28 protein-coding genes are annotated in these 23,257 nt (G+C 46.3%); 9 read left to right on the top strand and 19 right to left on the bottom strand.

Going from position 1 to position 23,257, the window contains the following annotated elements:
• Positions 1–98 precede the first annotated feature (98 nt).
• From MST20_RS02195 to MST20_RS02135, 13 genes are all read right to left on the bottom strand, one after another.
• Positions 99–1,034: a phage major capsid protein gene (locus MST20_RS02195; protein WP_243939807.1), complete on the bottom strand. Its 936-nt coding sequence runs from the start codon at positions 1,032–1,034 to the stop codon at positions 99–101.
• A 17-nt stretch (positions 1,035–1,051) separates the two neighbouring features.
• Positions 1,052–1,900 (bottom strand): XkdF-like putative serine protease domain-containing protein, encoded by an 849-nt coding sequence (locus MST20_RS02190; RefSeq protein WP_243939805.1) that lies wholly within the window; start codon positions 1,898–1,900, stop codon positions 1,052–1,054.
• 7 nt (positions 1,901–1,907) lie between these two features.
• Complete coding sequence (locus tag MST20_RS02185) at positions 1,908–3,422, bottom strand: phage portal protein (protein ID WP_243939803.1); 1,515 nt, start codon at positions 3,420–3,422, stop codon at positions 1,908–1,910.
• A gap of 3 nt (positions 3,423–3,425) precedes the next feature.
• Positions 3,426–4,724: a PBSX family phage terminase large subunit gene (locus MST20_RS02180; protein ID WP_243939801.1), complete on the bottom strand. Its 1,299-nt coding sequence runs from the start codon at positions 4,722–4,724 to the stop codon at positions 3,426–3,428.
• Positions 4,721–5,521 carry a terminase small subunit gene (locus MST20_RS02175; RefSeq protein ID WP_243939799.1) on the bottom strand — a complete coding sequence of 267 codons (801 nt, stop codon included), beginning with the start codon at positions 5,519–5,521 and terminating at the stop codon, positions 4,721–4,723. Before MST20_RS02175 ends, MST20_RS02180 begins: the two co-directional genes overlap by 4 nt.
• A 141-nt stretch (positions 5,522–5,662) precedes the next feature.
• The gene (locus MST20_RS02170) at positions 5,663–6,166 is read right to left on the bottom strand and encodes a sigma-70 family RNA polymerase sigma factor (protein WP_243939797.1); all 504 of its coding nucleotides are present in this window, start codon (positions 6,164–6,166) and stop codon (positions 5,663–5,665) included.
• Positions 6,167–6,282: 116 nt separating this feature from the next.
• Positions 6,283–6,486 carry an XtrA/YqaO family protein gene (locus MST20_RS02165; RefSeq protein ID WP_165426741.1) on the bottom strand — a complete coding sequence of 68 codons (204 nt, stop codon included), beginning with the start codon at positions 6,484–6,486 and terminating at the stop codon, positions 6,283–6,285.
• A complete protein-coding gene (locus MST20_RS02160) occupies positions 6,483–6,824 on the bottom strand; it encodes a hypothetical protein (RefSeq protein WP_243939795.1) in 342 nt (113 codons plus the stop codon). Before MST20_RS02160 ends, MST20_RS02165 begins: the two co-directional genes overlap by 4 nt.
• A gap of 98 nt (positions 6,825–6,922) precedes the next feature.
• A complete protein-coding gene (locus MST20_RS02155; RefSeq protein ID WP_243939793.1) occupies positions 6,923–7,093 on the bottom strand; it encodes a hypothetical protein in 171 nt (56 codons plus the stop codon).
• Positions 7,093–7,893 carry an ATP-binding protein gene (locus MST20_RS02150; protein ID WP_243939791.1) on the bottom strand — a complete coding sequence of 267 codons (801 nt, stop codon included), beginning with the start codon at positions 7,891–7,893 and terminating at the stop codon, positions 7,093–7,095. Before MST20_RS02150 ends, MST20_RS02155 begins: the two co-directional genes overlap by 1 nt.
• Positions 7,793–8,617, bottom strand: coding sequence for a helix-turn-helix domain-containing protein (locus tag MST20_RS02145; protein WP_243939789.1), 825 nt, complete (start codon positions 8,615–8,617; stop codon positions 7,793–7,795). The genes MST20_RS02150 and MST20_RS02145 overlap by 101 nt, the downstream gene beginning before the upstream one ends.
• The gene (locus MST20_RS02140; RefSeq protein ID WP_243939787.1) at positions 8,618–8,914 is read right to left on the bottom strand and encodes a hypothetical protein; all 297 of its coding nucleotides are present in this window, start codon (positions 8,912–8,914) and stop codon (positions 8,618–8,620) included.
• Positions 8,904–9,164, bottom strand: coding sequence for a helix-turn-helix transcriptional regulator (locus MST20_RS02135; protein WP_347880849.1), 261 nt, complete (start codon positions 9,162–9,164; stop codon positions 8,904–8,906). Before MST20_RS02135 ends, MST20_RS02140 begins: the two co-directional genes overlap by 11 nt.
• A gap of 172 nt (positions 9,165–9,336) precedes the next feature.
• On the opposite strand from MST20_RS02135, the gene xre reads away from it, so the two are divergent.
• Entirely contained in the window at positions 9,337–9,690 is a 354-nt protein-coding gene (gene xre, locus MST20_RS02130) for an HTH-type transcriptional regulator Xre (RefSeq protein WP_165426735.1), read from the top strand.
• 187 nt (positions 9,691–9,877) lie between these two features.
• Positions 9,878–10,534 carry an ImmA/IrrE family metallo-endopeptidase gene (locus tag MST20_RS02125; protein ID WP_165426734.1) on the top strand — a complete coding sequence of 219 codons (657 nt, stop codon included), beginning with the start codon at positions 9,878–9,880 and terminating at the stop codon, positions 10,532–10,534.
• A gap of 12 nt (positions 10,535–10,546) precedes the next feature.
• Here the strand turns inward: MST20_RS02125 and MST20_RS02120 are convergent, their stop codons facing one another.
• Entirely contained in the window at positions 10,547–11,194 is a 648-nt protein-coding gene (locus MST20_RS02120; protein ID WP_243939785.1) for a poly-gamma-glutamate hydrolase family protein, read from the bottom strand.
• Positions 11,195–11,538: 344 nt separating this feature from the next.
• Between MST20_RS02120 and MST20_RS02115 the strand changes: the two genes are divergently transcribed.
• The 5 genes from MST20_RS02115 to MST20_RS02095 all read left to right on the top strand — a co-directional run bounded on the left by MST20_RS02115 (position 11,539) and on the right by MST20_RS02095 (position 15,207).
• A complete protein-coding gene (locus MST20_RS02115; protein WP_243939783.1) occupies positions 11,539–12,021 on the top strand; it encodes an immunity protein YezG family protein in 483 nt (160 codons plus the stop codon).
• A 375-nt stretch (positions 12,022–12,396) separates the two neighbouring features.
• Positions 12,397–12,810, top strand: a complete 414-nt coding sequence (locus MST20_RS02110) for a regulatory YrvL family protein (protein WP_020451002.1) — start codon at positions 12,397–12,399, stop codon at positions 12,808–12,810.
• A 30-nt stretch (positions 12,811–12,840) separates the two neighbouring features.
• On the top strand, positions 12,841–13,077 hold the full coding sequence (locus MST20_RS02105; protein WP_243939782.1) for a hypothetical protein: 237 nt from the start codon (positions 12,841–12,843) through the stop codon (positions 13,075–13,077).
• A 110-nt stretch (positions 13,078–13,187) separates the two neighbouring features.
• Positions 13,188–13,766 carry a TetR/AcrR family transcriptional regulator gene (locus tag MST20_RS02100; RefSeq protein WP_243939780.1) on the top strand — a complete coding sequence of 193 codons (579 nt, stop codon included), beginning with the start codon at positions 13,188–13,190 and terminating at the stop codon, positions 13,764–13,766.
• Positions 13,767–13,782: 16 nt separating this feature from the next.
• Entirely contained in the window at positions 13,783–15,207 is a 1,425-nt protein-coding gene (locus MST20_RS02095; protein ID WP_243939778.1) for a DHA2 family efflux MFS transporter permease subunit, read from the top strand.
• 57 nt (positions 15,208–15,264) lie between these two features.
• On the opposite strand, the gene MST20_RS02090 is transcribed toward MST20_RS02095, so the two are convergent.
• Positions 15,265–16,008 carry a LysM peptidoglycan-binding and 3D domain-containing protein gene (locus tag MST20_RS02090; protein WP_243939776.1) on the bottom strand — a complete coding sequence of 248 codons (744 nt, stop codon included), beginning with the start codon at positions 16,006–16,008 and terminating at the stop codon, positions 15,265–15,267.
• A 439-nt stretch (positions 16,009–16,447) separates the two neighbouring features.
• Here MST20_RS02090 and MST20_RS02085 point away from each other — a divergent pair, with 439 nt between their 5' ends.
• Positions 16,448–16,996: an IseA DL-endopeptidase inhibitor family protein gene (locus MST20_RS02085; protein ID WP_243939774.1), complete on the top strand. Its 549-nt coding sequence runs from the start codon at positions 16,448–16,450 to the stop codon at positions 16,994–16,996.
• A 44-nt stretch (positions 16,997–17,040) separates the two neighbouring features.
• Here MST20_RS02085 and MST20_RS02080 read toward each other — a convergent pair whose 3' ends face one another.
• Positions 17,041–17,418, bottom strand: a complete 378-nt coding sequence (locus tag MST20_RS02080) for a VOC family protein (protein ID WP_243939772.1) — start codon at positions 17,416–17,418, stop codon at positions 17,041–17,043.
• A 48-nt stretch (positions 17,419–17,466) separates the two neighbouring features.
• On the bottom strand, positions 17,467–18,339 hold the full coding sequence (locus MST20_RS02075; RefSeq protein WP_243939770.1) for a DMT family transporter: 873 nt from the start codon (positions 18,337–18,339) through the stop codon (positions 17,467–17,469).
• 91 nt (positions 18,340–18,430) lie between these two features.
• On the opposite strand from MST20_RS02075, the gene MST20_RS02070 reads away from it, so the two are divergent.
• A complete protein-coding gene (locus tag MST20_RS02070) occupies positions 18,431–19,318 on the top strand; it encodes a LysR family transcriptional regulator (protein WP_243939768.1) in 888 nt (295 codons plus the stop codon).
• 56 nt (positions 19,319–19,374) lie between these two features.
• Here the strand turns inward: MST20_RS02070 and cysI are convergent, their stop codons facing one another.
• Positions 19,375–21,093, bottom strand: coding sequence for an assimilatory sulfite reductase (NADPH) hemoprotein subunit (cysI, locus tag MST20_RS02065; protein WP_243939766.1), 1,719 nt, complete (start codon positions 21,091–21,093; stop codon positions 19,375–19,377).
• 27 nt (positions 21,094–21,120) lie between these two features.
• Positions 21,121–22,950, bottom strand: a complete 1,830-nt coding sequence (locus MST20_RS02060; RefSeq protein ID WP_243939764.1) for an assimilatory sulfite reductase (NADPH) flavoprotein subunit — start codon at positions 22,948–22,950, stop codon at positions 21,121–21,123.
• Between the last annotated feature and the right edge of the window lie 307 nt (positions 22,951–23,257).

The following is a 23,257-nucleotide window of genomic DNA, read 5'->3' as shown; positions in this document are numbered from 1 at the left end:
CAGAGCTTTTACCTGTTGTCCGGGGCGCTTTCGCTTTTGCCCGGACTCGTTCCCCGCCGATCGGCGATGCTTTCAGTGAAAACGTTCGGACTCAGGCATTACTCTTTTACATTGACGATTTTTGCAACCGCGTCTTCTTCTTCGAATTTGCTGTCCAGTTTTGCCGTCAGGACAATGATAAATTTGCGCGCGCGAATGTCTTTATCGACTTCAATTCTGATATTGCGCGAGAAACCGAGAATGATATTTTTCGGATGCGTTAACATAATGTCTGATGCTTCGGCGGCTGCATCTCCTTCTCCGTATGCATACGGCTGAATATTTGAGACCCCTTTAACAGGCACGCCAAAAGCGGTTGAAAGCCCGCCCTGTACGGCCGCATCCCCGAGCGTGGTTTGACGTTCTGCAACGCGGTCTTTCCATTCAATCTCCTGACCGAGCGATGTGTAGAATCTGAATTCCTGCGGAACGCGCATATATTTTGCCGGAACAGCTTTCAGCCCCTGTTTGAAAAGCTGTCGGCTGATTTGCTCCCCGCCTGCATCGACGATGTGGGAGACGGACTGCTTCCGGATCCCGTCAAGCTGAGCAAGGTATGGATCTGAAGACGCGACATCACCGTTGACGATCAGTTCTTCAATATCCACGGCAGCCCGCTCCGCCAGCATTTGCATCAGCGTCTGTTGAAGGCCGTCTTTTTCAATGTTATTTTCGAGCGTGTCATACGTAATGTTGACTTCGGCAATGACTTCTTTCGCATTCAGCTCGACCGTGCTGGTCACCGGTGCGGTTAATTGGTCCTTCGCCAATGCTTGACCTTCATCAGCCGCTCTTAAAATCCGCTGGCCAAAACCGATTTTTTCAAATTTTTGCGAGTCGTTTTCCATTTGAATCACGCGCGATTCGCTGAAAATTGTCGGCGTGTTTTGCACCATGCGAATAAATGCAGAAGCCTGCGCCGGATTCATTAACCCTCCGCTTTTCAGCGTCGCAAGCGACATCTCGGCTTTACGAATAATCTCTTGATTTCTCATTGTCTTCCTCCTCCAAATTAAAGCAATCCGCTCCAAATCGATTTTTTAACTTCTTCTTCCCCGTCTTTTTCAGCCGCTGCCTGCTTTGAGGCGCCTCTCATCTTTTCGAGCGCTTCAATGCGAGCAATCAGAGGGGCGAGCATGTCCTCGACGATTTCCTTCACATGTGCGTCCTGTTCTGTCTGCTGCTCTTTTTCGTCTGCCGCTTTATCCCCTTCCAAATCGTCAAGACGTTTGAGAAGCGGAGCCAAGACGGCTTCAATCGTTCCTTGAACTTCTGATCGTTTCATCTTTTTTTCTTCCTCTCCCGTTTTTTGTTTGTCGCCGGCAAAAAACTGCTTAAACAGCTGAAAGAAACTGCCGGGCTCATCGGTTTCAGAGCCGGCGCGGGGCAGGTGTTCGACCGTTTCGGCAGTGCCCGCCATGCTGTAGCCGGTGATGCTTCCTTTTTTAATCTGTTCCCAGATCTCATCGCCGGCTTTTGTCACCAGCACCCAAGAGCCTTTTACAATCGTTTCGCCGTTCACTTCAAAATCAGCCGGCGCAACATATGACTCCACGACTTCTCCGACGCCTCCCTGGAAATTGTGATCCTTGTCGATCTTCCGGGCATTTTTCAGAAAACCGTGTGCTGCTTTTTGGATTTCGTCAGCCGTCATAAAATCGCCGTGGGCATCCGCAACGTCAGGCTCGTAGACCACGCCGTAGACGAGCTTCTTTTCATCCTCGGCTTTTGCAATCAGCTTGACTTCCTTTTGAAATGTCGGCGGCTCACTCGATTTCGTCATAAAAAATTTCTTTTTGTTCGCCGCTTTGTCGACATAACTGACGAAATTGATCTTGGCATTTTTAAGCTCTCTCGGCACGAAGTGTTCACCTCCTTTCAGTGATCTGTTTCAATGTCTCGACGGCTTCCTGCAGTTCAGGCAGCAGCGCTCCGGCTTCCGCTTCATTATTCTTTGAGCTTTCCTGGTAAACGAGCGGCCTGCTGAATTCTTCTTCCGGCCATTCATCAAGCGTCTTGCCGAGCACTCTGCCGGCCAGGTCGCGCAAATCATTTGCAGATACCGCTCCCGCCTGAATAAAAGGACCGAGCACTTTTGCAATCTCAAGCGGATCACGAAAGTCCGGTCCTTTCAGCTGGAGCCTCGCGTGGAAAATGTTTAAATCACGGAGAAACAGCGTATTCAGCTTGCCGATCAATATTTTCCGCTCCGGTTCAAAAACCTGTTCTTCGGTGATTTTGCGGGCGGTATCGGCTGTCGCTCTGTTATATTCATGGGCATCACCGGTGTAGAGCGGCGGGAGCCTGAAGGAAGAGCGGATTTTATTCCGCGTTTTCTCGTCATATTCAAGAAACAGCGCATCTTCCTGCAAAATTTCGGCGAGGGATTTGATGTCCACTTTCACCGGCGTAATGTCCTGGCTGCCGTGAATGTCTTTTTCCTGGGCGATCCCCTCCGCTTCAATCAGCAAAAATTTGTGGGCATTTTCAACGCCTTCCAAGTCGTTCATGTATTCCTGCAGTTCTCTGTACGAAGCCTCTGAGAGCATCCCGTTTTCAACCGTAATGACGGCGGGTACGTGCCGGCCTTGTCTGAAGTACATATAATTCAGCTCTTCCGCTTTTCGCGCTCCGTACAGGTTGACGATATTTCCGATCCAGCGCGGAACGCCGTAGACGCCGCTGCCGATTTTAAAATGGATCGCTTCATTCGCGCTTCGTTCAGGCGGAGTCTGTCTGTCAAACGCACCGGTGGTCATATCCATGACGCGCGGATCGCCGTACTCTTTAAAGTACACCTTCCTGCCGTCAATCATCTGAACGTATTTGCGGAACCTTTTTTCCCTTTTGATGTTTTTTAGCGATCCGTTTTCCATGTAGGCGAATTCAACTTCGATCGGTTCTGTCAATCCGCATACGCGCATATTTTTGACATCGAGATATTCAACTCCGGCCGGCTGCCCCGCACCGTTTCTGAGCACCTCCAAAAACCCGTTTCCCGTTTTTTCGCGGTCCTCTATCATATGGCTTAAAATCGTTTCAGCCGATTCATCGAAATGAAGATGGCGGCAAAAATCTTCAAGCCTTGTCCAATCGGTCTCAGCAGCCTTTTTCTGATCGGGCGTCACATCCGCACCATTAAAATCAAAAGCGTACTCGACATCAAGCCCGAACCCCGCAATATTCGTTTTATAGGCGTCAATACACTGCTGGAGAATGGAAGAATATTCGGCAATGGCTTTCAGTTCTTTCAAATTGTACGGCGGTGCGATAATCTCATCTCCGTAGATCTCCGAAAATTGATCTTCATATATTTGTTTTGTTACAGGCTCGTGAAAACGGGATTTCATGACTTTCGCTCTTACCGTTTGCTGAGTGGACATACACTATCTCCCCCTTTTCCTGTTCGGACGTTTTCTCGCTTCCGGCTCAGCCTTCAAATCGGTGACTTCATAATCATCAAGCGCGTACCATAGCGCGGAAAGCGTGTGCGGATCAATTGTAAACTGATCCTCTTTCAGATTGCCGTCTTGATCCGTCGCATAGGTCAGCGGCTGCAATTCGTAGATCGTATTGGCACATCGGTCAGAACAGAATATTTTTTTAAACCGCTTGATTTTTTTCGTATATTGCAGGCGCGAGCCTTGGAACTTGCGGGCCGCGGTCATGTTGAAACCGTTCTGCCTGAAAAACTGGATGCTTTTCGGCTCGGCCGGATCGGCTTTGATCAGCTCCTTCGTAACCGCGAATTCGTTAAGCTCTTCAGCCGTCTTGTCGTCCGTCATTTTATTTTTGTAGTACTCCCAATAAATATAGAGATATTTTTTGTCGGGATCGACGGCCGCCCGGACGACGGCATTGTATGATTCCTCAAATCCGAAATCCATTCCGGTTCTCTTCAGCGGGTTGGAAATGGCGGAGATCCGCCTCATGACCTCCTCATGCTCCATCACTTCAAATTGCGGCAAAACCCTGGTGCCGTTTACACCGAACCGTCCTTTTCTGGCAATCCGGTACAGGTCAGGGTCATATGCTTTCATATCATCAAGCTGTTTGAGGTAGCTTTTCGGCAAAAACAGGTTGTCATCAGCTGTGGAATGGTGGTAAAACGTATCACCGACGACAGCGACCCGTTTTTCATACAAAACCTCATCATCCAAAATAAACCGCTTGTTCCGCTCGTCCTTGAAAAAGTGTCTGTACGTCCAGTTTGACTGGCTGACAGGGTTTGTCGTCAACATCATATACAGCCTGTGATCAGGATGCCTCAGCCGGCCGATCAGTTCCTTGAAGCCTTCATACTTCACTTCCGAACATTCTTCGATCCAAATCAGCGAGATGTTGTTGACGGATTTCAATTTCGCCGGGTTGTCCATCCCTTTAAAAATAATCCGGCTGCCGTTTGCAAACCTGATGTGCATCGGAGAAGAAACGGCCTCGGCCGCCGTTTGAACACCCAGCTCATCGATAATGGTAGCGAATAAAGAAAAAGTCGAATCCCTGTGTGTTTCAAACACTTCCCTTACAACAAGAGCGGTGCGCTTTTCCTGCAGCAGCTTTAATATGACTTTTAAAGCGGTATGATAGCTTTTCGACGAACCGTATCCGCCGACAAGAAATTGAAACGTCTGATCCCAGTTAAACAAATAATCTTCAAAATGCGGATTGACTTCTTTCATGATCAAGCCGAATCACCTTTTCGGGTGATGACCACTTCAACGGGTCCTGATTCCGCATCTTTGTCGGCTTTTTGTCTGGCGAGCTTCAGCTTCTCATTTTCAATTTTCCGCTTAAATGAATCTGGGAAAAGGTCGAAATACTGCGAGAGCTTCTCGAGCGCCTTCATTTTATCGGCCAGCTTGATTGCGATTCCTTCTTTTCCGAGTTTCGCTTCTGTGATGACTGTGCCATCGACGAGGTCGGAATGTTTCACATCGACAAAGCTGATCTCTTTCATAACCGGATTGTTTTCTTCATCAAACAGCGGTCCGGACTTTCCGACAGCCTGTACCTCTTTTTTGCCGAAAGTTACATAGTCGGTCATATCGGCAAATGCGATTTTCACATAGACTTGGAGAACATCCATCGCCTCAATGAATATCTCCCCTACCATCTCTTTTTTGATGCGCCTGATTTCATCGGCCACCTTTTCGTTTTTCAGAAGCCGGCAGCCTGTCACATGAGCGCTGGCCGGGGAATAGCCCGCTTTTACCGCCGCTTGGGTGGCATTGAAGCTTTTCACATAATAGATGCAAAACAGCCGCTGCCGTTCATTCAGCCCTTCATTACGGATGTCTGCTTTTCCTCGGCTCGTATCATCCCCGTTTACAGCCTCTTTCCAGCGGTCGCGGGTTTTCCAAACGCTGACTTTTTGATTTGAAACGCCGAGTTCTCTTGCGATTGCGAGATTCGTAATGTTTCCCCCGTATTGTTGATAGAGACGAAAAGCTTCATCCCTTTTTGGATCCCTTTTCCTTGGCATTGTTCATCTTCACCGCCTCTCATTCTCGGAAACAGTAATATTTCATCGCTATATAATCTTCCTTTATGAACAGGATGCTTTGTTATTTTTTTCTCTTTTCACTTATAGGTGGCAAACGTATGACAAAAGACAGATATATCGTTATGCCATACAATCGAGAGGCTTTTCGATTTGTTTCGCGATTTTCAGCTGCGCCCGTTTCACATTGGTTTGAACAGTAGACTTTTTGATGCCGAGCATGACGGCAATCCGCTCATAGGAAAACTGTTCGACCTTATGTAAAATGAAGATTTCTTTTTCGCGTGCCGTAAGGACAGACAGCGCGGTTTCAATCCGGGCTTTATCGTACGCTGACACTTCTTGAGCCGGTTCAAATGCAATCTGTGCTGAGAACGTGTCGATGATTTGCGGATCTTTCAGCAGCATCCGTTTATAAGCGTCTCGCCTGTCAATCGCCCGTCTGATTCCCGGCTCCCTTCCGTTTTCAAGCCAGTCGATCACATATTCCAAATCGGTCATCATGTTTCTGATCAGTTTTTTATCTTTCAATTGTTCAGCCGTCAGCCCTTGTTCATCTTGATAGGGCCGATATAGCTTTTTCGTGTTTTTCAGCGCTCTTTTATATTCGAAAAGCAAATCTTCCATTTTGTGTACCTCCGTTTTTTTGTAATAAAAAAGGACACCAATCAGCGCACAGTAAGATGTGCATCTGATCAGCGTCCGCAGGCTTTCCGTCTTGGACAAATATTCAAGTTGTAGAACTATAGCTTATAGCCGATTTCAAATTCGACCCTTGCGAGGTCTCCCTTTCTCGTTTCAATGACGGTTTTGCCGTGTTCAGGCGCCTCGGCCTGCCATGCTGTGCCGTTCATTCCGTCAAGAACGATCACTGTCACCTTTCCTTTTTTAAGGCGGCTTGCAACCGTCGTATCGTGGATATCTGTTAACTTTGCCGGATGGTTCATCTATTTTCCTCCTCTTCAAATTCCGCTTTTGCGACGACTTTTTCTAAAATATTCATCAATTGATTCTCAACTGAATCAGAGCGAGCGGGCCGTTTTCGCCTCAAATAGGCAAGCGTGAGCTTCGCTGCAGTCAAAAGTTCGGGAGCCGCGGCGATTAACCGGGCATTTTTTTCCTTGGAATATGCGCTGTAGTCGGCGACTTTGGCAATTACCCGCCCGCTGGAATAAGGAAACCGTTTCTTTTCGGCTTTGCTGTAAGCTGAATAAATGTACAGGTCGGTATTTGTTCTGACAACGCGCCATGGTGACGGGCTGTACGTCGCACTTTCGTTCTTCACGTTGTCTTCCTCACTTTCCGTCTTCTTCGTGCCATCGTTTCATTTGTGCGTCTCTTTTTGCCGCTGTCCAGATGATGAGAATCATCGCTTTTAAACATTTAAGCACCTTGTTTCACCCTTGTTTTCATTTTTGCAATCAGCGCTTCCAGATGTTTGATCACATCCGTCAAATCACCGCTTTCGGCGCGGCAGTTCGGGCAAGCGCGGAAAGTCGTTCCGATCCTTGCGTCCTGATGGACTGATTTTCTCCCTTTACATAGCGGACACATCAAACCATCCCCTCCAGTCTATGATTGATGCCGAAAGAGCTCCCGTTCACGATGACGAGAAAGTCCTGGCACATTTCAACCAGCCTCGTTCCGAGCGCTTCGTCGATGCTGACAATTTCTTCAACGCTTAGCTCGCTGGACAGCATGATCGGCTTATGGTTCAAATATCGGTAATTGACGACGGCATAAGTCTGTTCGATCTGCCATTCCGTCGCCCGCGGCCTGCCTCCAACGGGCTTAAACAGGTCATCGAGAAACAGCACCTCGACTTGCTTCATCCGGTTCAGCTTATCCTCAAGCAATGAGAAATCCTGTTTTAAATCATTGAATCCTTCGACAAACGGAAAATAAAGAACGGGTACGAAGAGCTTCCTCATCAGCTCATTGGCGGCGGCCGTCAGCAAATGAGTCTTCCCTGAACCGGGGCGTCCCAAGAGCGCGATGCTGTTTTTGCGGCTTTCCCGGATGTCCCGGTAAGCTTGTACATATTCAACGGCGCATTCATACGCCTCTTTTACAGATTGGTGCTTTCCTTCCGTCTTGAATTGAGCAAAATTTAAGTTTTTAAATTGTTCGGTGATTTCGCTCGTTTTCAACAGCTTTTGTGCTTTCCGCCATTCGCGGCAGGCGCATGATACCCATACTTCCATCGTGCCGCGGCGTTCGATAAATCCGAGTTCATCTTTGCACTTCGGACAGTCATATCGTTTTGCGGCGGATTCTTCCGGTTTGTCCCCCTGTGATAGACGGCTCCTGTTTCTCAGTTCGTCCATGATCTCTTCGATTGTTCTTTTGGGCATTGTTCTCCCTCCTGACAGTTGTTTTCCCTTCCGCTTCAGCCAGCCGGCCGATTATATATTTTTCACAGTAGCTGAAGACCTTGATCGTTTCATGGCGGCTTCGGCGCCGCGCCTCATACTCCTCAAAGCATTGTTCAAGCCATTTGATTGTTTGCGGAAGAGACACTCCGCGGGCGACAATCCGGGCGATGGCCTTGTAGTCTTTTGACGAGGGATGGACAGGCCTGCCTTCCTGCAAAGACCTGAGGGCGGCAAATCGGTCTGCTATTGTTTTTATGGAAGTCATATTATGTTTTGTGTTGATTTGTGTGATATCTTTATTGGATTGGACAAGGATGTCCGCACGGCCAGTCTCTTCTGTCCGAACAGAACTGCCTGATCGGACATGGCTGGCATAGGCAAATTTCTTTGAATGTCTGACTGACAAAATCATTCCGTAAGGCGCTCTTGTGACTGCAATGTAGCCGTTTCGTTCGAGAAGAGCGAGCCATCTTCTGATCGTTTTTTCGTTGACGCCGAATTGAAGAGCCAGTTCTGCGGCTTTCAGCGGCTTGTTGCCGAGCACGATGCCCCATACCATCCCATCGCGTTCGATTTCCTTTGTTGTTGAACTGATGCACCATAAAAACAGCCAAATGGCATTGCCTATTTTCTCGTAGTGCACAGGTGTTAAAAGCCCAGAGTAAACCGAAAAGGGATAGCTTTGCTCGAGCGGACGGGACATTCATCTTCCCCCTTCCTTCTGCCTTTTGCAGTTCAGCCTGAGATACCGTTCATATTGGCCTTTATGATCGAATTGGAAAACAGGCTTGCCGTCTTTCGTAAAAGCGATGAATCCCCCGGCTTCGCCGAGCCGCCATTGATCAAACCGGTCTGAGCTGTAGGAAATCACAATTTTACCCATGCTTCCTCCTTGTGGATATCCGGCGGGTCCGCCGTGTCTTCGCATTTGCTCTCTGTCGGCTTCCTTTGGATAGCCGTGCATTCGAATGTGTGTGACCATCGGATGTTCAAGATTCATGACATCGCCTTCTTTCATACAAAGTTTGATCGATACCATATGTATCAACACAGACCTGAAAAAGATCGGGAAACAGCAATCGATCAGGCACTGAGTAAAGCATTTCGAATTTCAGCATCGTTTCTCTGCCGGGATTGCGTGTTCCCCTTTCGATTTTGCGAACATAAACCTCAGAGAGCCCAAGCCTTTCCGACACTTGCTTTTGGGACCATCCCCTCTTAGAACGCTCTTCAATCAACCGTTTTCGCACATGTTCTCACTCCCTGTTTTTGATACAATACGTATCTGATGGTTTGATTATATATGATACACTTCTTATCATCAACACTTTTTTGATACTTTTTTTATCATATGTTTATTTCGATACATTTTGTATCTATAATAGAGATAAACATGCCGAATTGAGGAAGAGAGGTCATTCTATGTTAGGCGGCAGACTGAAGAGCCTGAGAGGAAAACGGACACAGGAAGAAGTGGCAAAGCATATCGGTGTATCGCGGGCCCGCTACTCCCATTACGAAAACGGAAGAAGCGAGCCGGACTATGAAACATTAAAAAAACTCGCCGATTACTATAAAGTAACGATAGACTATCTGCTGACAGGAACGGAAAAGAAAAAGCCCATTGAAGATGAAATCGCAGATCCGGATCTGCAAATTGCATACCGCGACATGCAGGAATTTTCCCCCGAAAGCAGACAGCAGGCCATCGAATTCATTCAATACTTAAAAGAAAAAGAAAAGAAACGAAAGCCCGGAGATAAACAAAACGGATAAATAAGGAATTTTTATTAAACATTTCCTAGTGAGCGCCGATTTAATAGATAAGACGATAAAAAAGGGAAAGATTTGCTAAAGAGGCTGCTCATCGTATATGATAGATTTGCATGAAAACATGACAGCCCCGTTGACGGGCTTTTCTTTCCCGCTAAAACAGAACATTCGTTCGAAAGGGTGTCTCGTATTGAAGTTTTATTTATCTCACCTAGAAGAATACGTCAAAAATATGTATCAAAAGTTCGGTTTTTTTGAACCCCACCACATTGATATGAATCGCATAGCCGCTCATTTTAACATTTGGATTCACTATGAAAATGTCAACAGCATGATGATTAAGCATGACGGCATGTACAGCATCATTCTCAACAGCAGCCTTTCAAAGGAAAAGCAATGGGAGGATTTTGCCCATGAACTGTGCCACGTATTAAAGCACGCGGGAAACCAGCTTTATATGAATCAGATGTTCAGGGAGCTGCAGGAATTCCAGGCCAATCAATTTATGTACCATTTTTGCGTCCCTACTTTTATGCTTTTAAAAATGGACTTTCCCCAGCTGCGATGCCAAGCCGCTAAAATGATCGCCGACCTCTTTAAAGTCACGGAATCGTTCGCTGTCAAACGGATCGAGCTCTTTGAAAAGCGGCAAGCCGGGATCCAATTTCATGAGGCGTGGATGGCGAGCCTTTCCCAAGAGAGCGAATCAGCGAATACTGCACGTCTTGAAGAAGAAGACGAACTTGCACGCTACCGCCGGGAAACCCGCCGCCCGTACGCAGCGGCAAACGGCCTCGGCAAATTGGTCGCGGCAGAAAGCCGGCCGGCGTATATGCTGAGAAAATAAAAAACAGCCGGCTCAGCTGCCGGCTGCACTCGGCCCATACGCGATGCGGGCTCCTTCCTTCAAAGCTTTGACATAGCGGATAAACACCTCATTTTGGGACGTTCGCCTGCCCTTTAATGTAAATTGCTCAAACATCGCCTTGCGCTGGGCAGTGCTGATTTCAAATTGCACGCTTAAACCGGTTTGGCAGCGATTGTTGATGCTTGCAGGGTTTGTACCTGAAAGATATCCCCTTTCTGCCGCCAGCTCCGCAGAAAATCCGTGCTTCTCCAATGTCTCCGCGAACATCAAGGCGCGCCTTCGATCTGTCCCCCCGATGAGCGTATGCCGGCGGAAAGGCTCGTCATATCCGTGGAACGCCAGTATGTATCGATGTCCTGCAGCCATTCGCACGGCAAGCGGGCAGTCAAAATGGGCGCTTGTCACATGAAGACTCTTATTGCCACGCTTTTTCAAACCTTCCAATAAATAAACCGATGAACCCGCTGCAAAAGCTCTGACAATTTCACTGATGCCCGGCTCGATCCCGCCCCCGTGGGGAGCCATCACAAGCAGTGCACTCCCTGCATCCCGCGCAGCCACCGAATAATCAGTTCCTTCTATTTCATTTTCTGCCATCTCTGTAAAGCTGCCGTATTGGTCAGTTAAAGCCTGCTTCATCTTTTGATTTTTTGCACCTGCCTGTCCTGTTTTTATGTAGTGTACCGGGAGTCGCGGCGGTTGTAAATATGTTGCCTCCAGGATAATGAAATCTCTAGTAGGTATATAAACCTAAATCGAAAGGTTCATTTTATGGATATACAGGATGTATTCACCAAGCCCCTTCCGTAAAGTGGTAAACTCTAAAATGATTGCAACTTTAGTATTAGAGGAGAATGCCATGAAGACTCTGAACGTTCAGGCGCTGCACAAAGCGATTGATCAAACGGTGGAACAATTATAAAATCGGAAAAAGGGAATGGGAAGTTGTGAAATTTGATAATAAACCTTGAGGTAAGTAGCCAATGGATGAAAATAAATTAAACACCATATATCAAGAAATTGCGGAGACAATTGTTGAGACTATACCAGAGGATTGGTCAAAGGTTTTGATTTATGGAGAAATTCTTGAAGATGTACAAAAAGGATTCTTTTATTATTATCCTGAAGGAAATGATTCACCGGTATTTTGTCATAATATCCCTGAATTTTTTAGGATTGAAAAAGAAGACTATCGAAATCTTTGGAGACAATTAATCAATAACTTAGAAAAGCTATGGTACGAATTTAAGAATAGTGATCAAGAGGCCTGGACGAGTCTCACTATGATCATTCAAAGTGATGGTGAATTTAATATCGACTACGACTATGAGGATTTATCAGATGCTGATGATTATGAAAGAAGAATTGTATGGGAACACAAATATTTAGGACTCTGGCCAGAAGATGAAGATGATAAGGAATTTTTAGAACAATACCTTGAATCTAATCATGATGAAAAAGAATAGAGAATACAAATGAGATTCAAAAAAGCAATTGAACCAAAATTCGAAAATCACCTAAGTCACGAAAATGATTCTTCAGGTAAACACGTCGATTTAAGAACAAGCAAATACGAAATATGATTAACAAAGTAAGGTTGCCGGCTGGCAGCCTTTTTTATTTTGGATCCTATCCTCTTGATTGCATCCCTTATGAAAACGCTCCAATTATGTTATATGGTGATTAATTAGTTCTCGAAAAACCCATTAGGAATTTTTCAGAACGCTCTCTTCACTCCCCCATCCACACAAACTTTCCCCCCCAAATCTCATTTATCACTCACAACCGGATATTTTTCTGATATCATGAATATACACTGCATGATTAGGAATGAATGTTTAATGATTAAAAAAACTCTCGGTACCATGTTCGCAGTGACTATGATCTTTCTGTTGATCCTCACTGTGTTTACGCTCTTATTCGGGTCTTATTATTTCGGCGTTGCCGGTTTTTTCGCGATTTTCGGCGTGACATACGAATCGCCCTGGTCGCTCTTCTGGTATATCCTTTTATCCTTTGGCCTCGGCGCGCTGTTTGAAATCCCGGAAAAAATTTTGAGCTTTATGATCGGGCATAAAGCCGTGACCTTTATGATCGAATGTTTTTTTACGTGGCTTGCCATCCATCTCGCTGATGAATTAATGGACAGCATCACCATCCCGCTGGATGTCGAAATTATCGCCTGTCTGTTTTTATTCGTCATTCAGTTGGCATTTGAAGACAATAAAGAAAGAAACCGGACATACGAAGATTGAGGAACATTCCGGCGAAGGGAGAATAGAACTGTGGCGTTTATCGTTTTAATGGCCGGATTGTTTCTTTTGATTCAACTCAATAGACCGTTTCGAAGGAAAATGTTCGGCTATATTTTTTTGGCCGTTTATTTAACAGTGCTCGCACTCTATACCATCAATTCCACTTTTGTTCACCTCATATCTGACAGCTTATTGTCGATTTTGGCAGTGATCGCAGTGGCGCCGTTGCTTGCCGGCTTTCTGAAGCCTTCAGCGGATTCCCGGTGAACCGAATATGGACAAATCGTCCTTTTTCTAAAATAGGCCTTCAAAAAGGGTCTTTTTTTTCGTTAAAATTATATAGACCGATCAGTATAAAACGATAAGGGAATGATAGAATGGCAGAAAAAATGAGCAGCCGCGACAAAATATTGCGGGCGGCTTCACGATTGTTCCGCAAACAAGGCTACCATGCCACAGGTCTGAACCAAATCACAGCCGAAAGCGGAGCGCCGCGGGGATCGCTTTATTATTATTTTCCCGGCGGCAAAGAAGAGCTGGCGCAAGAGGCGATTCAATTAACCGGGGAAAGAATCAAAACGTATATATTGTCAGCGATCAGCCATGAAGCTGATCCTGTCAAGGCGTTTCAATCTTATATCCAGATGATGGCTGACGGAATCGAGGAATACATCATCGAAGAAAACGATGATATTCCGATCGTATCCGTCGCCGCAGAAACGTGGTCGTTCAGTGAGAAGCTCCGCCAAACGTGTGAACAGGTTTATCAAGATTGGCAGCTTGTCTATCAGGATAAACTGCTCCAGTCAGGCTATGCGCCGGAAACGGCCGAGACGCTGAGCGTCGCGATACAAGCGATGATTGAGGGGGCTTATGTGCTCTCAGTGACGAAAAAAAACGGCAGGCCCCTCAGTGCAGCCGCCGAACAGATTCCTTTTTTACTAAAACGATCATAAAGGGTGGAAAATGAAAATGGAACAAGCTAAAAAAGGCTCCTTCATGATTATCGCAATCTTAATCGTCGGAAATTTTCTCGCTCTGATTAATGAGACGGTCATGAATGTAGCTTTGCCGAAGATCATTGACGATTTCGGCATTTCAGCGAATACGGCCCAGTGGCTGTCAACCGGATATATGCTCATGATCGGCATCGCTGTGCCGATTACCGCGTTTTTAATGCAGCGCTTTACGACAAGGCAGCTGTTTCTGTCTGCGATGGCGTTATTCACAGCGGGAACCTTTCTGGCCGGAATCGCTCCGGTCTTCCCGCTCGTTCTCGCCGGACGGATCATCCAGGGCTCAGGGACAGGTTTGATATTGCCGCTTGTCATGAATGTGATATTGACTTTGATTCCGCCGCAAAAACGCGGAACGATGACCGGAATCCTCACGCTCGTTATTTTATTTGCCCCGGCGATCGGACCGGTCATCTCAGGCTATATTGTCGAGCATTATTCATGGCGGGTTGTTTTCTTCATGATGCTGCCAGTATCGGTTTTCATGATTTTTTATGCGGCGTTCCGCCTAAAAAATGTAACCGAACTGACGTATCCGAAAATAGACATATTATCGATCTTTTTATCGACTGCCGGGTTTGGCGGAATCGTTTTCGGCTTCAGCAACGCCGGGGAAGCAGCGGGCTGGAGCAGCCCGAAAGTGATCATCGGACTGGCGGCCGGTGTCATCGGATTAATATTGTTCGTCATGCGCCAGCTCAAATTGAAAGTGCCGATGCTAGATATGAGGCCGTTTCGTTCAAAAATATTTTCCGTCTCAGTTATCCTGATGTGGATCGTGATGATGCTGCAGTTTTCGATGATGCTGATTTTGCCGCTTTACTTCCAGATGGCGCTTGAGCTTTCACCGCTTTATACGGGCATTCTTATGCTGCCGGGCGGCCTTGTCCTGGCGATGACATCCCTTGTTGCAGGACGCCTGTTTGATAAGCTTGGCTTTAAACCGCTGCTGATCACCGGATTGATGATTGTGATTGCCGTCCTTTCGCTGTTTACGAATATTTCAAGCGATACGCCGATGGCGGCCGGAATGATGCTGTACGCCGGCTTCACACTCGGCGTCGGGTTGACGATGGCTCCGATTATGACGCTCGGTTTAAACCAGGTGCCAAAACCGCTGTACCCGCATGGCTCGGCGATTATGAATACGGTCAATCAAGTGTCAGGGGCCATCGGTCCGGCATTGTACACGACTATTCTGACGACCGTTTCGAATCGCTTTATCGCGCATTCTTCAGGAGCCAGCCGTCAGGAGCTGCACATGCAAGGCATGACAGAAGGCGTTCATATGGCTTATTTCGTAGCCATCGTCTTTGCAGCAGCTGCTCTTGTGATTTCTGTTTTTGTGAAAAGCAGTCGCGGGGAACATCATCCAGCATAAACATCGATTCATCAAAAAAATGCAGGAGGCGTTTCATGCCTCCTGCATTTTTTGATATTAGTTTAAAATTTTGACCTTTACGGTTTTGACGCCCCAATTGAAAGCGTCTTTTTTATCTGGAATAAATACGTCTATTTTATGGCCTTTAATGGCGCCTCCGGTATCTTCAGCCGTCGCTTCGCCATAGCCTTCCACATATACTTTCGTACCGAGCGGAATCACGCTTGGATCAACCGCGATGACTTTCGCGTCACGGTTCGCATTCAGGTCGACGCCTGTTTTTGTGATGCCTGAAATGCCCCCGTCATTTGCCGTATACGCAGTTGCTGTCACTGTGATTTCCTTTTGCACGTTGACTGGCTGATCGATTTGTTTTTGCGCGGACTCTTGTTTCAGAGGCGCTGCTGTTACTGCAGCCTCTCCTGCTTGTCCGTTTATCGCAATCGTATGCCCTGCAATAATCAGGTCTGACTTCAGATTATTCCGTTTTTGAAGATCGCTTACAGTCACACCGAACTCTTTTGCGATTTTTGAGAGTGTGTCCCCTGGCTGAACGGTGTACTGCTTTTCTTCAGATTTTTCTTCTTGAGAAGAAATGTTCAGCTTTTGACCCGGTAAAATCAGATCTGATGAAAGCTGATTCCATTTTTTTAAGTCCTTGAGGTTCATTCCGTAGTTTTGAGAAATCCCCCAGAGCGTGTCTCCTTTTTGAACTTCGATTTCTTTTGCTGAGGCAGTCGCTCCGAATGCAGTCGCCGACATAGCTGCGGCTGCAGCCAAGGACATGATTGTCTTCTTCATAAGTTAAATCCTCCCTTGTTAGCCCTTTTGAAACTAACAGGGAAAATCGTAACACAGCAAAATGTCATCGCTATGACAGATTGATGCGAATTTCGTTACAGTTTTTTTACTGATAAAGTTTGATTTTATATAAAATTCTGATTTTTAACAACATTATTCCTTGATGTTTCAGACGTCCTCTTTCCTGCTTTTGACGCTGGTCAAGCTGGAATTCTTTTTCAGTATAAGATGGTTTTTCTTCTATGTTTATGAGAGGAGAAATTCGGGAATACGAATCAATAGACGCAAATTATTTTCCTGAACACATAACCCCAGTCGCTTTTACGTCGTCATATATAAGAAAACAGCGGAGGAAAATTTTTCTCGCAAATCTCTTGTAATCTATCTGTAATTATTGTAACATTTGTAACATAAGAGATATATTTAAGGAGAGAGGAACATGAAAAAGTTAATCGTTTGTTTATTAGCTGTTTTACTCATCTTACCTGCCGGAGCATCTCTCGCAGCGAAAAACCAAACATCAGGGAATTTAACAAATAAACAAGTCATGCAAATGACTTTGCAGGCACGGGAGCACTTTTGGAATACGATGAGCGGCCACAATCCAAAAGCGAAAAACTCAACTTGCCAAACCGAAACATTTGAATACCGTGGTCTTCCATATACGTATATGTGCAGTGAATTCAGCACAAAAGCGAAATTAACAGATTACTTGACGCCGGTTTTCACAAAAGACGCCATTAAAAAAGGATTTGAGAAATACAACATTATGTCTTATAAAGGAAAAATGGCCGTTCCTGTCGGCGATGGGGACAACCTCTTAGGATGGGACAAGGCAAAAATCAAACTGATTTCTCAAAAAAACAATACCCGCACCTATGAATTTTCCGTACCGGCATTGGACGGATCAGTGACTGCGAAAAGAAAGATCACGTTTGTGAAAGAAGACAATAAATGGAAAATCAATCAGCTCGATGCTGCCATCTAAACGAAAAAAGCTAATGTCTAAAAACGGACATTAGCTTTTTTCCGTCAAACGGTCAGCTCAACGATGTTGCCGTCAGGATCCAGGATGACGCTTTCATAATACCCGTCACCCGTGACGCGCGGCTTTCCGGTAACCTGGTATCCTTCCTTTTCAAAGCGGCTCGTCATCTCGTCAACCTCTTGCCGCGACCCTAAGGAAAACGCCATATGTGCATAGCCGCAAGCGTTTTCCTCTCCTTTTGCAAGGTCGGGACGTCTCATCAGCTCAAGCCGTGTTCCCGATTCAAACTGAATGAAATATGATTCGAAATGCTTTTTCGGGTTGACGTATTTTTCATTCGCCTTTCCGTGAAAAAACCGGGTATAAAAATCTTTCATTTCCTCTAAATTGTTCGTCCATATAGCGATGTGTTCGATTTTCATAAAATTTCCCTCCCGTTACATCATATCATATAGACCCTCTGCCTTTTTTTACACCTTTTTAAATTGATAAGTATTCATAAAAATCCCGATGCAGATCATGAAGGCACCGATCAGGATGCTGATTGTGACCGGTTCATGCAGCTGCAGCCAGCCGAATAAAAGGCCTAATACGGGAACAAACATTAAAGCCATCGATGCTTTTGTCGCTTCGATTTGATTCAGGATCCAAAACCAAATGACGAACGTCAAAGCCGTAGAGAATAAACCGTTAAATAAAAGAGACAAGATCGCTTCATTTGACCAGTGAATCGGCCGGGACGGTTCCAGTATAAAAGAGAAGATCAATAACATCACCGCCCCTGTGAGAAGCTGCCATGCATTCATATGAATCATATCTGTATCCTTAAATTTCAGTTTGCTGTAAACATTGGCAACGCCCCAGCTGAGCGCTGCGATTAAAACACAAAGCTCGCCAAATATGACGTTTTGATCAACATTCAGAATCCCTCCCCCTAATATAAATAAAAGACCGATCAAACCGGAAAATAAACCGAGCATTTTATACACATTGATTTTCTCGTTTAATTTAAAATGACTGATGACAGTGACAAAAATCGGCATGGTGTACACCAAAACAGACGTTTTTCCCGAATCGACAAACTGCATGCCGTAAGTTAACACCCCCATATAACCTAAACCCATCAACAAACTCATCACCAGATAATGCTTGATATTCTCCTTTCCTATTGAACGCTTCCTTCCTTTGATCAAGAGAATCGCAAACAAAGGAACGGCTCCAATGAACAGCCGCAGTGCCGAAAATAAAACAGGGGGAATGTCAGTGATTGCGATTTTCATCGTCACCCAGGTATACCCCCAAATAAGCGTTACAGAGATGATCCCCAAAAGTACTTTAAACATAAACCGTCACCTTTCTTCTTTGTTTCATGTACAGTCTATGCTATATTGACTTATAACTGAAATACATTTTTATCATTGGAGGTATAACCATTTGGTTATGAATATGAACAGCCTTCACATCTTTGTGAAAGTCGCGGAGACACTAAATATGACAGAAGCCGCCAACGAGCTGTATATTTCACAGCCGGCCGTGAGCAAAGCCATAAAAACGATGGAAACGTCGCTCGGGGTCAAATTGTTGATTCGGGATAAACAAAACAAGTTAAAGCTGACTGACGCTGGAAAAGAAATCGTCGTACTGGCCAGACAGATGATCGTGATTGAAAACAAAATATACCAGGTGGCCGATCAAGAAAATCATCTGCTCAGGGGGAAAGTCAAAGTCGGCTCGTTTCCCGCCGTCTCAGCGAATATTTTGCCTCAGGCTATCGCCTCCTTCAGATCAAAGTATCCGCTCGTACAAATCGAGCTGGTCGAGGGAACCTCCGACCAAATCAAACAATGGGTCGAAACTCGCCTGGTTGATCTAGGCATCGTCGCCTCTCCCTTTGACGGTTTCGAAAGTCAAGTATTGTTTCAAGACCGGATGGCGGCCGTCATCCCTGAGCACTATCGTCACTTAAAAGACGCACCATTCATTGATCTGAAAAAACATCAAAATGAATTGATTTTTTGTAAAGGCGGGCACGAAATTGCGGTATCTCAAATCTTTCAAAAACACCGCCTCGAATTAAAAGAAAATCTGACTGTGCAAAACGCGGAAACATTGGTCAATATGGTCAATAACAACTTGGGGATCGGCTTGATTTCTAACTTTTCGCTTTCTTCCGTGTCCCATCAGTTGATCAAAAAAGACATCTCTCCTCAAATTATCCGCGAGGTCGGCATGATTACACCTTCATTTGCAGAAGCAACACCGGCGGCTGCCGAGTTTATGAAAATGATCATCGAATCGGAAACGGCCCGGTCATTTTCGTAAACAGAAAAACGCCTCAGCACCAATCAAAGGGCTGAGGCGTTTTTTTAAAATGACCATCAATCATGGAAATTCGTTCCGTCCGTCGTTTCTTTAACAATTCCGGCGCGGATGACGAAATCTCCGAAATGTTCTCCTTCATGGCGTTCTTTCGCATAGCGCGGAAGAATGTCGCGAAGTTCTTTTAAAATTTCTTCTTCACCGATATTTTCCCGGTACATTTTGCTCAGACGGCTGCCGTCAAAAGCGGCGCCGAGGTACATGTTGTACTTGCCCGGGGCTTTTCCGATGAAGCCGATTTCGCCGAGCGCATGGCGGGCGCAGCCGTTCGGGCATCCTGTCATGCGGATCGTAATCTCTTCATTCTTCAAGCCGTTTTCTTCAATGATTTCATCAATTTTATCAATCAGCTTTGGCAAATACCGTTCCGCTTCGGCCATCGCCAATCCGCACGTCGGCAGTGCGACGCATGCGATCGAGCTGCGGCGGAGCGCTGTATAATGCCTGCCGTCAGTCAAACCAAACTGTTCGATCAGCTCGCTGATCTTTTTCTTCTTTTGGCTTGTGACATTGGCAATGATCAAGTTTTGATTGGCTGTGAGGCGGATATCGCCGGTATGAACTTTGGCAATTTCCCTTAAGCCGGTCATCAGCTTGTAATCATCATAATCAGTGACACGGCCGCCCTCAATAAACATTGTAAAGTGCCATCTTCCTTTTACACCCTTTACCCAGCCGTAGCGGTCGCCGTTATGTTCGAAATGATACGGCCTTGCTTCAGGGAGGCTCCAGCCGAGGCGGTTTTCCAGCTCGTTTTTGACCGTTTCCAAGCCGAGGCGGTCAATTGTGTACTTGAAGCGGGCATTTTTGCGAACCGAGCGGTTTCCGTAGTCCCGCTGGATCGTAATCGTTTTTTCGGCGACATCGTATAACTGATCAGGCTTGCAGAAGCCGATGACTTTGGCAAGCTGCGGATACGTTGCTTTGTCCCCGTGGGTCATGCCCATGCCGCCGCCGATCGCGACGTTGAAGCCGATGAGTTCATCATCCTCGACAATCGCGATAAACCCGAGATCCTGGGAAAATACGTCAATATCATTTGACGGCGGAACGGCGATGCCGATTTTGAATTTCCGCGGCAGATACAGCGGTCCGTACATCGGTTCGAGTTCTTCCGCATCAGGCGTGCCGGCCACTTTTTCTTCATCAAGCCAGATTTCATGATATGCCCGTGTGCGGGGCAGCAGGTCATCACTCAGTTTTTTCGACCATTCATACACTTCTCTGTGGATTTCTGATTGATACGGATTGGAAACGCACATGACGTTCCGGTTAACATCGCCGCATGCTGCAATCGTATCCAGCATGGCTGAATGGATCGACTGAATCGTTTTTTTCATGTTCCATTTTAAAATCCCGTGCATTTGGAAGGTTTCCCGGGTTGTCAGCTTCAATGTGCCGTTTCCGTATGTCCGGGCAAGCTCATCCATGACAAGCCATTGCTCAGGCGTTGCGACACCGCCCGGCATCCGGACGCGCAGCATGAACTGATACGCCGGCTCAAGCTTTTGCTTTTGACGCTCATTCCGGAGATCGCGGTCATCCTGCAAGTAGCTGCCGTGATGCTTCATCAGACGGTTGTCGTCATCGGAAATTCCGGCTGAAAGCGGCTCAAGCATCGATTCCTTCAGGGTACCGCGCAAATAGTTGCTTTCTTTCTTAATGCGTTCTACATCGCTCGGCGGGCCTTCAGGCGCTTTTAATATTTCGTTCCCCATGTTGAAAAAGTCCCCTTTCAATCAAAATCAGTATACATCGCGCTGATAACGTTTTTGCTTTTTCATTTCTGCCAGATAGGCTTCAGCTTCCTCACGGCTTTTGCCGCCTTCTTTTTCGATAATTTCAAGCAATGCGTTCTGAACATCTTTGGCCATGTTGTTCTTGTCGCCGCAAACGTAGAAAGCCGCTCCTTCTTCAAGCCACTCAAACAGTTCTTTGCTGTGCTCAAGCATGCGGTGCTGTACATACACTTTTTCTTCCGTATCCCGCGAGAACGCGACATCCATTTTTGTCAGCACGCCGTCACTCAGCCACTTTTGCCATTCTGTCTGATATAAGAAATCGGTGACGAAATGCTGATCGCCGAAGAACATCCACGATTTCCCCGATGCCCCGGTTTCTTCGCGCTCCTGCATAAATGACCGAAACGGCGCAACACCTGTGCCCGGACCGACCATGATAATCGGAGCCTCCGGATTTTCCGGCAGCTTAAAGCTTTTATTCGGCTGAATAAAAACAGGCAGCGTGTCGCCAGGCTGAAGGCGTTCAGCACATAAAACCGAGCAGACCCCTTTTCGGTCTCTGCCGTGCGTATTGTAGCGGACAGCGCCGATCGTCAAATGCACTTCATCCGGATTTGCAGCGAAGCTCGATGCGATCGAATAAAGACGCGGCGGAATTTTTCGAAGAATCGAAACAAATTCCTGCGGAGCTGCTGCAATCGGGCCGAAATCCTGAACAAAATCAATCAGGTCGCGGCCTGCGATGTACGCTTTTAATTGATCCACGTTTTCCTGAGCGGCAAGCTCGCGCAGTTTTTCATTTTCAATGAGTTCTGCCGCCTGCTGAATGAATTTTTTTGTCAGTACCGTAATTTCATAGTAAGAAGTCAACGCTTCTTTCAGGGAAAGGTTTTCTCCTTGATCAACAGTGATGGTAGCATTCGGATCCCATTTCAGCTCGGCCAGCAGCATGTCGACGAGTTCCGGGTCATTTTCCGGAAAAATGCCGAGCGCATCGCCAGGTTCATAAGTCAAGCCTGAGCCTTCGAGCGATAATTCAAGGTGGCGCGTTTCTTTATTTGATCCGCGGCCGTTTAAATTCAAATTTTCCAGCACTTCCGCTCTGAACGGATTTTTTCTCGAATATACCGTTTCTCCTCCTGCGGCTTGCGGTGCTGCCGTTTGAGCGGGTGCTGAGCTTGCGCCCTGTTCCTGTCCTTCGTTTAAGCTTGAGATGACACCGTCAAGCCATGCTGCAGCCGGCTCATCATAATCGAGATCGCAATCGACGCGCGGATGGAGCCTTGTGCCCCCAAGCTCACCAAGCCGCTGATCGAACTCTTTTCCGGTCTGGCAGAAAAATTCATACGACGTGTCGCCAAGAGCCAGTACAGAAAAACGGAGATCATCGAGCTTCGGAGCCCGTCTGCCGTGGAGAAATTCATGGAATGACAGCGCGTTGTCCGGCGGATCCCCTTCTCCGTGCGTGCTGACGACGATGAGAAGATTTTTTAATTTTTTCAATTGGTTCGGCTTAAAATCACTCATTGCAGAGACGGTGACTTGAAAGCCCCGTTCTGTAAGCGTCTTAGCCGCGTTTTCAGCAAGTCCCTGTGCATTTCCTGTCTGCGATCCGAATAAAATGGTCACTTCTCTGGAAACAGGCTGGGCCGGGCTTGCAGCCGGAGCTTCCGCCGGCAATGTTTCAAGCGCTGCCGCGGCATCGGCGGTTTGCACAGCCGCCAGATAACCGCTCAGCCAGGCTTTTTGCGATGCCGTCAAAGTTGGCAGAAGGCGGTTGAGGAGCTCTGCCTGCTCCTGATTAAAAGGACTGTTCATTACCTGAAGTTGCAACGATATCCACCTCACTAAGGAATAAAAAAATTATGACTTGTTTGAAACGGAAAAGGATTACATTCATCATATATCCACTATTCCTATAAATCAAATCGGTTTTATTGACGCAAAACATCTGTCGATCACGGCTTTGCTGCAAAGAAATATTGTAAGCGCTCACTCATCACGTCCCTTTTGCCGCTCGGCGTCAGCCTGCTTCAAACTAAACATTCCTAAAAAATATTCTAATTTAAAGTTTACTGGAATACTCAACATTAGTAAAATATATATTAATTATCACAGCTATTAAGATTTTTAATAAAGG

Source organism: Bacillus sp. B19-2 (assembly GCF_022832475.1).
Lineage (GTDB): Bacteria > Bacillota > Bacilli > Bacillales > Bacillaceae > Bacillus > Bacillus paralicheniformis.
Note: the sequence above shows the minus strand (reverse complement) of the source record. Positions and strands in the feature narration are given on the sequence as shown.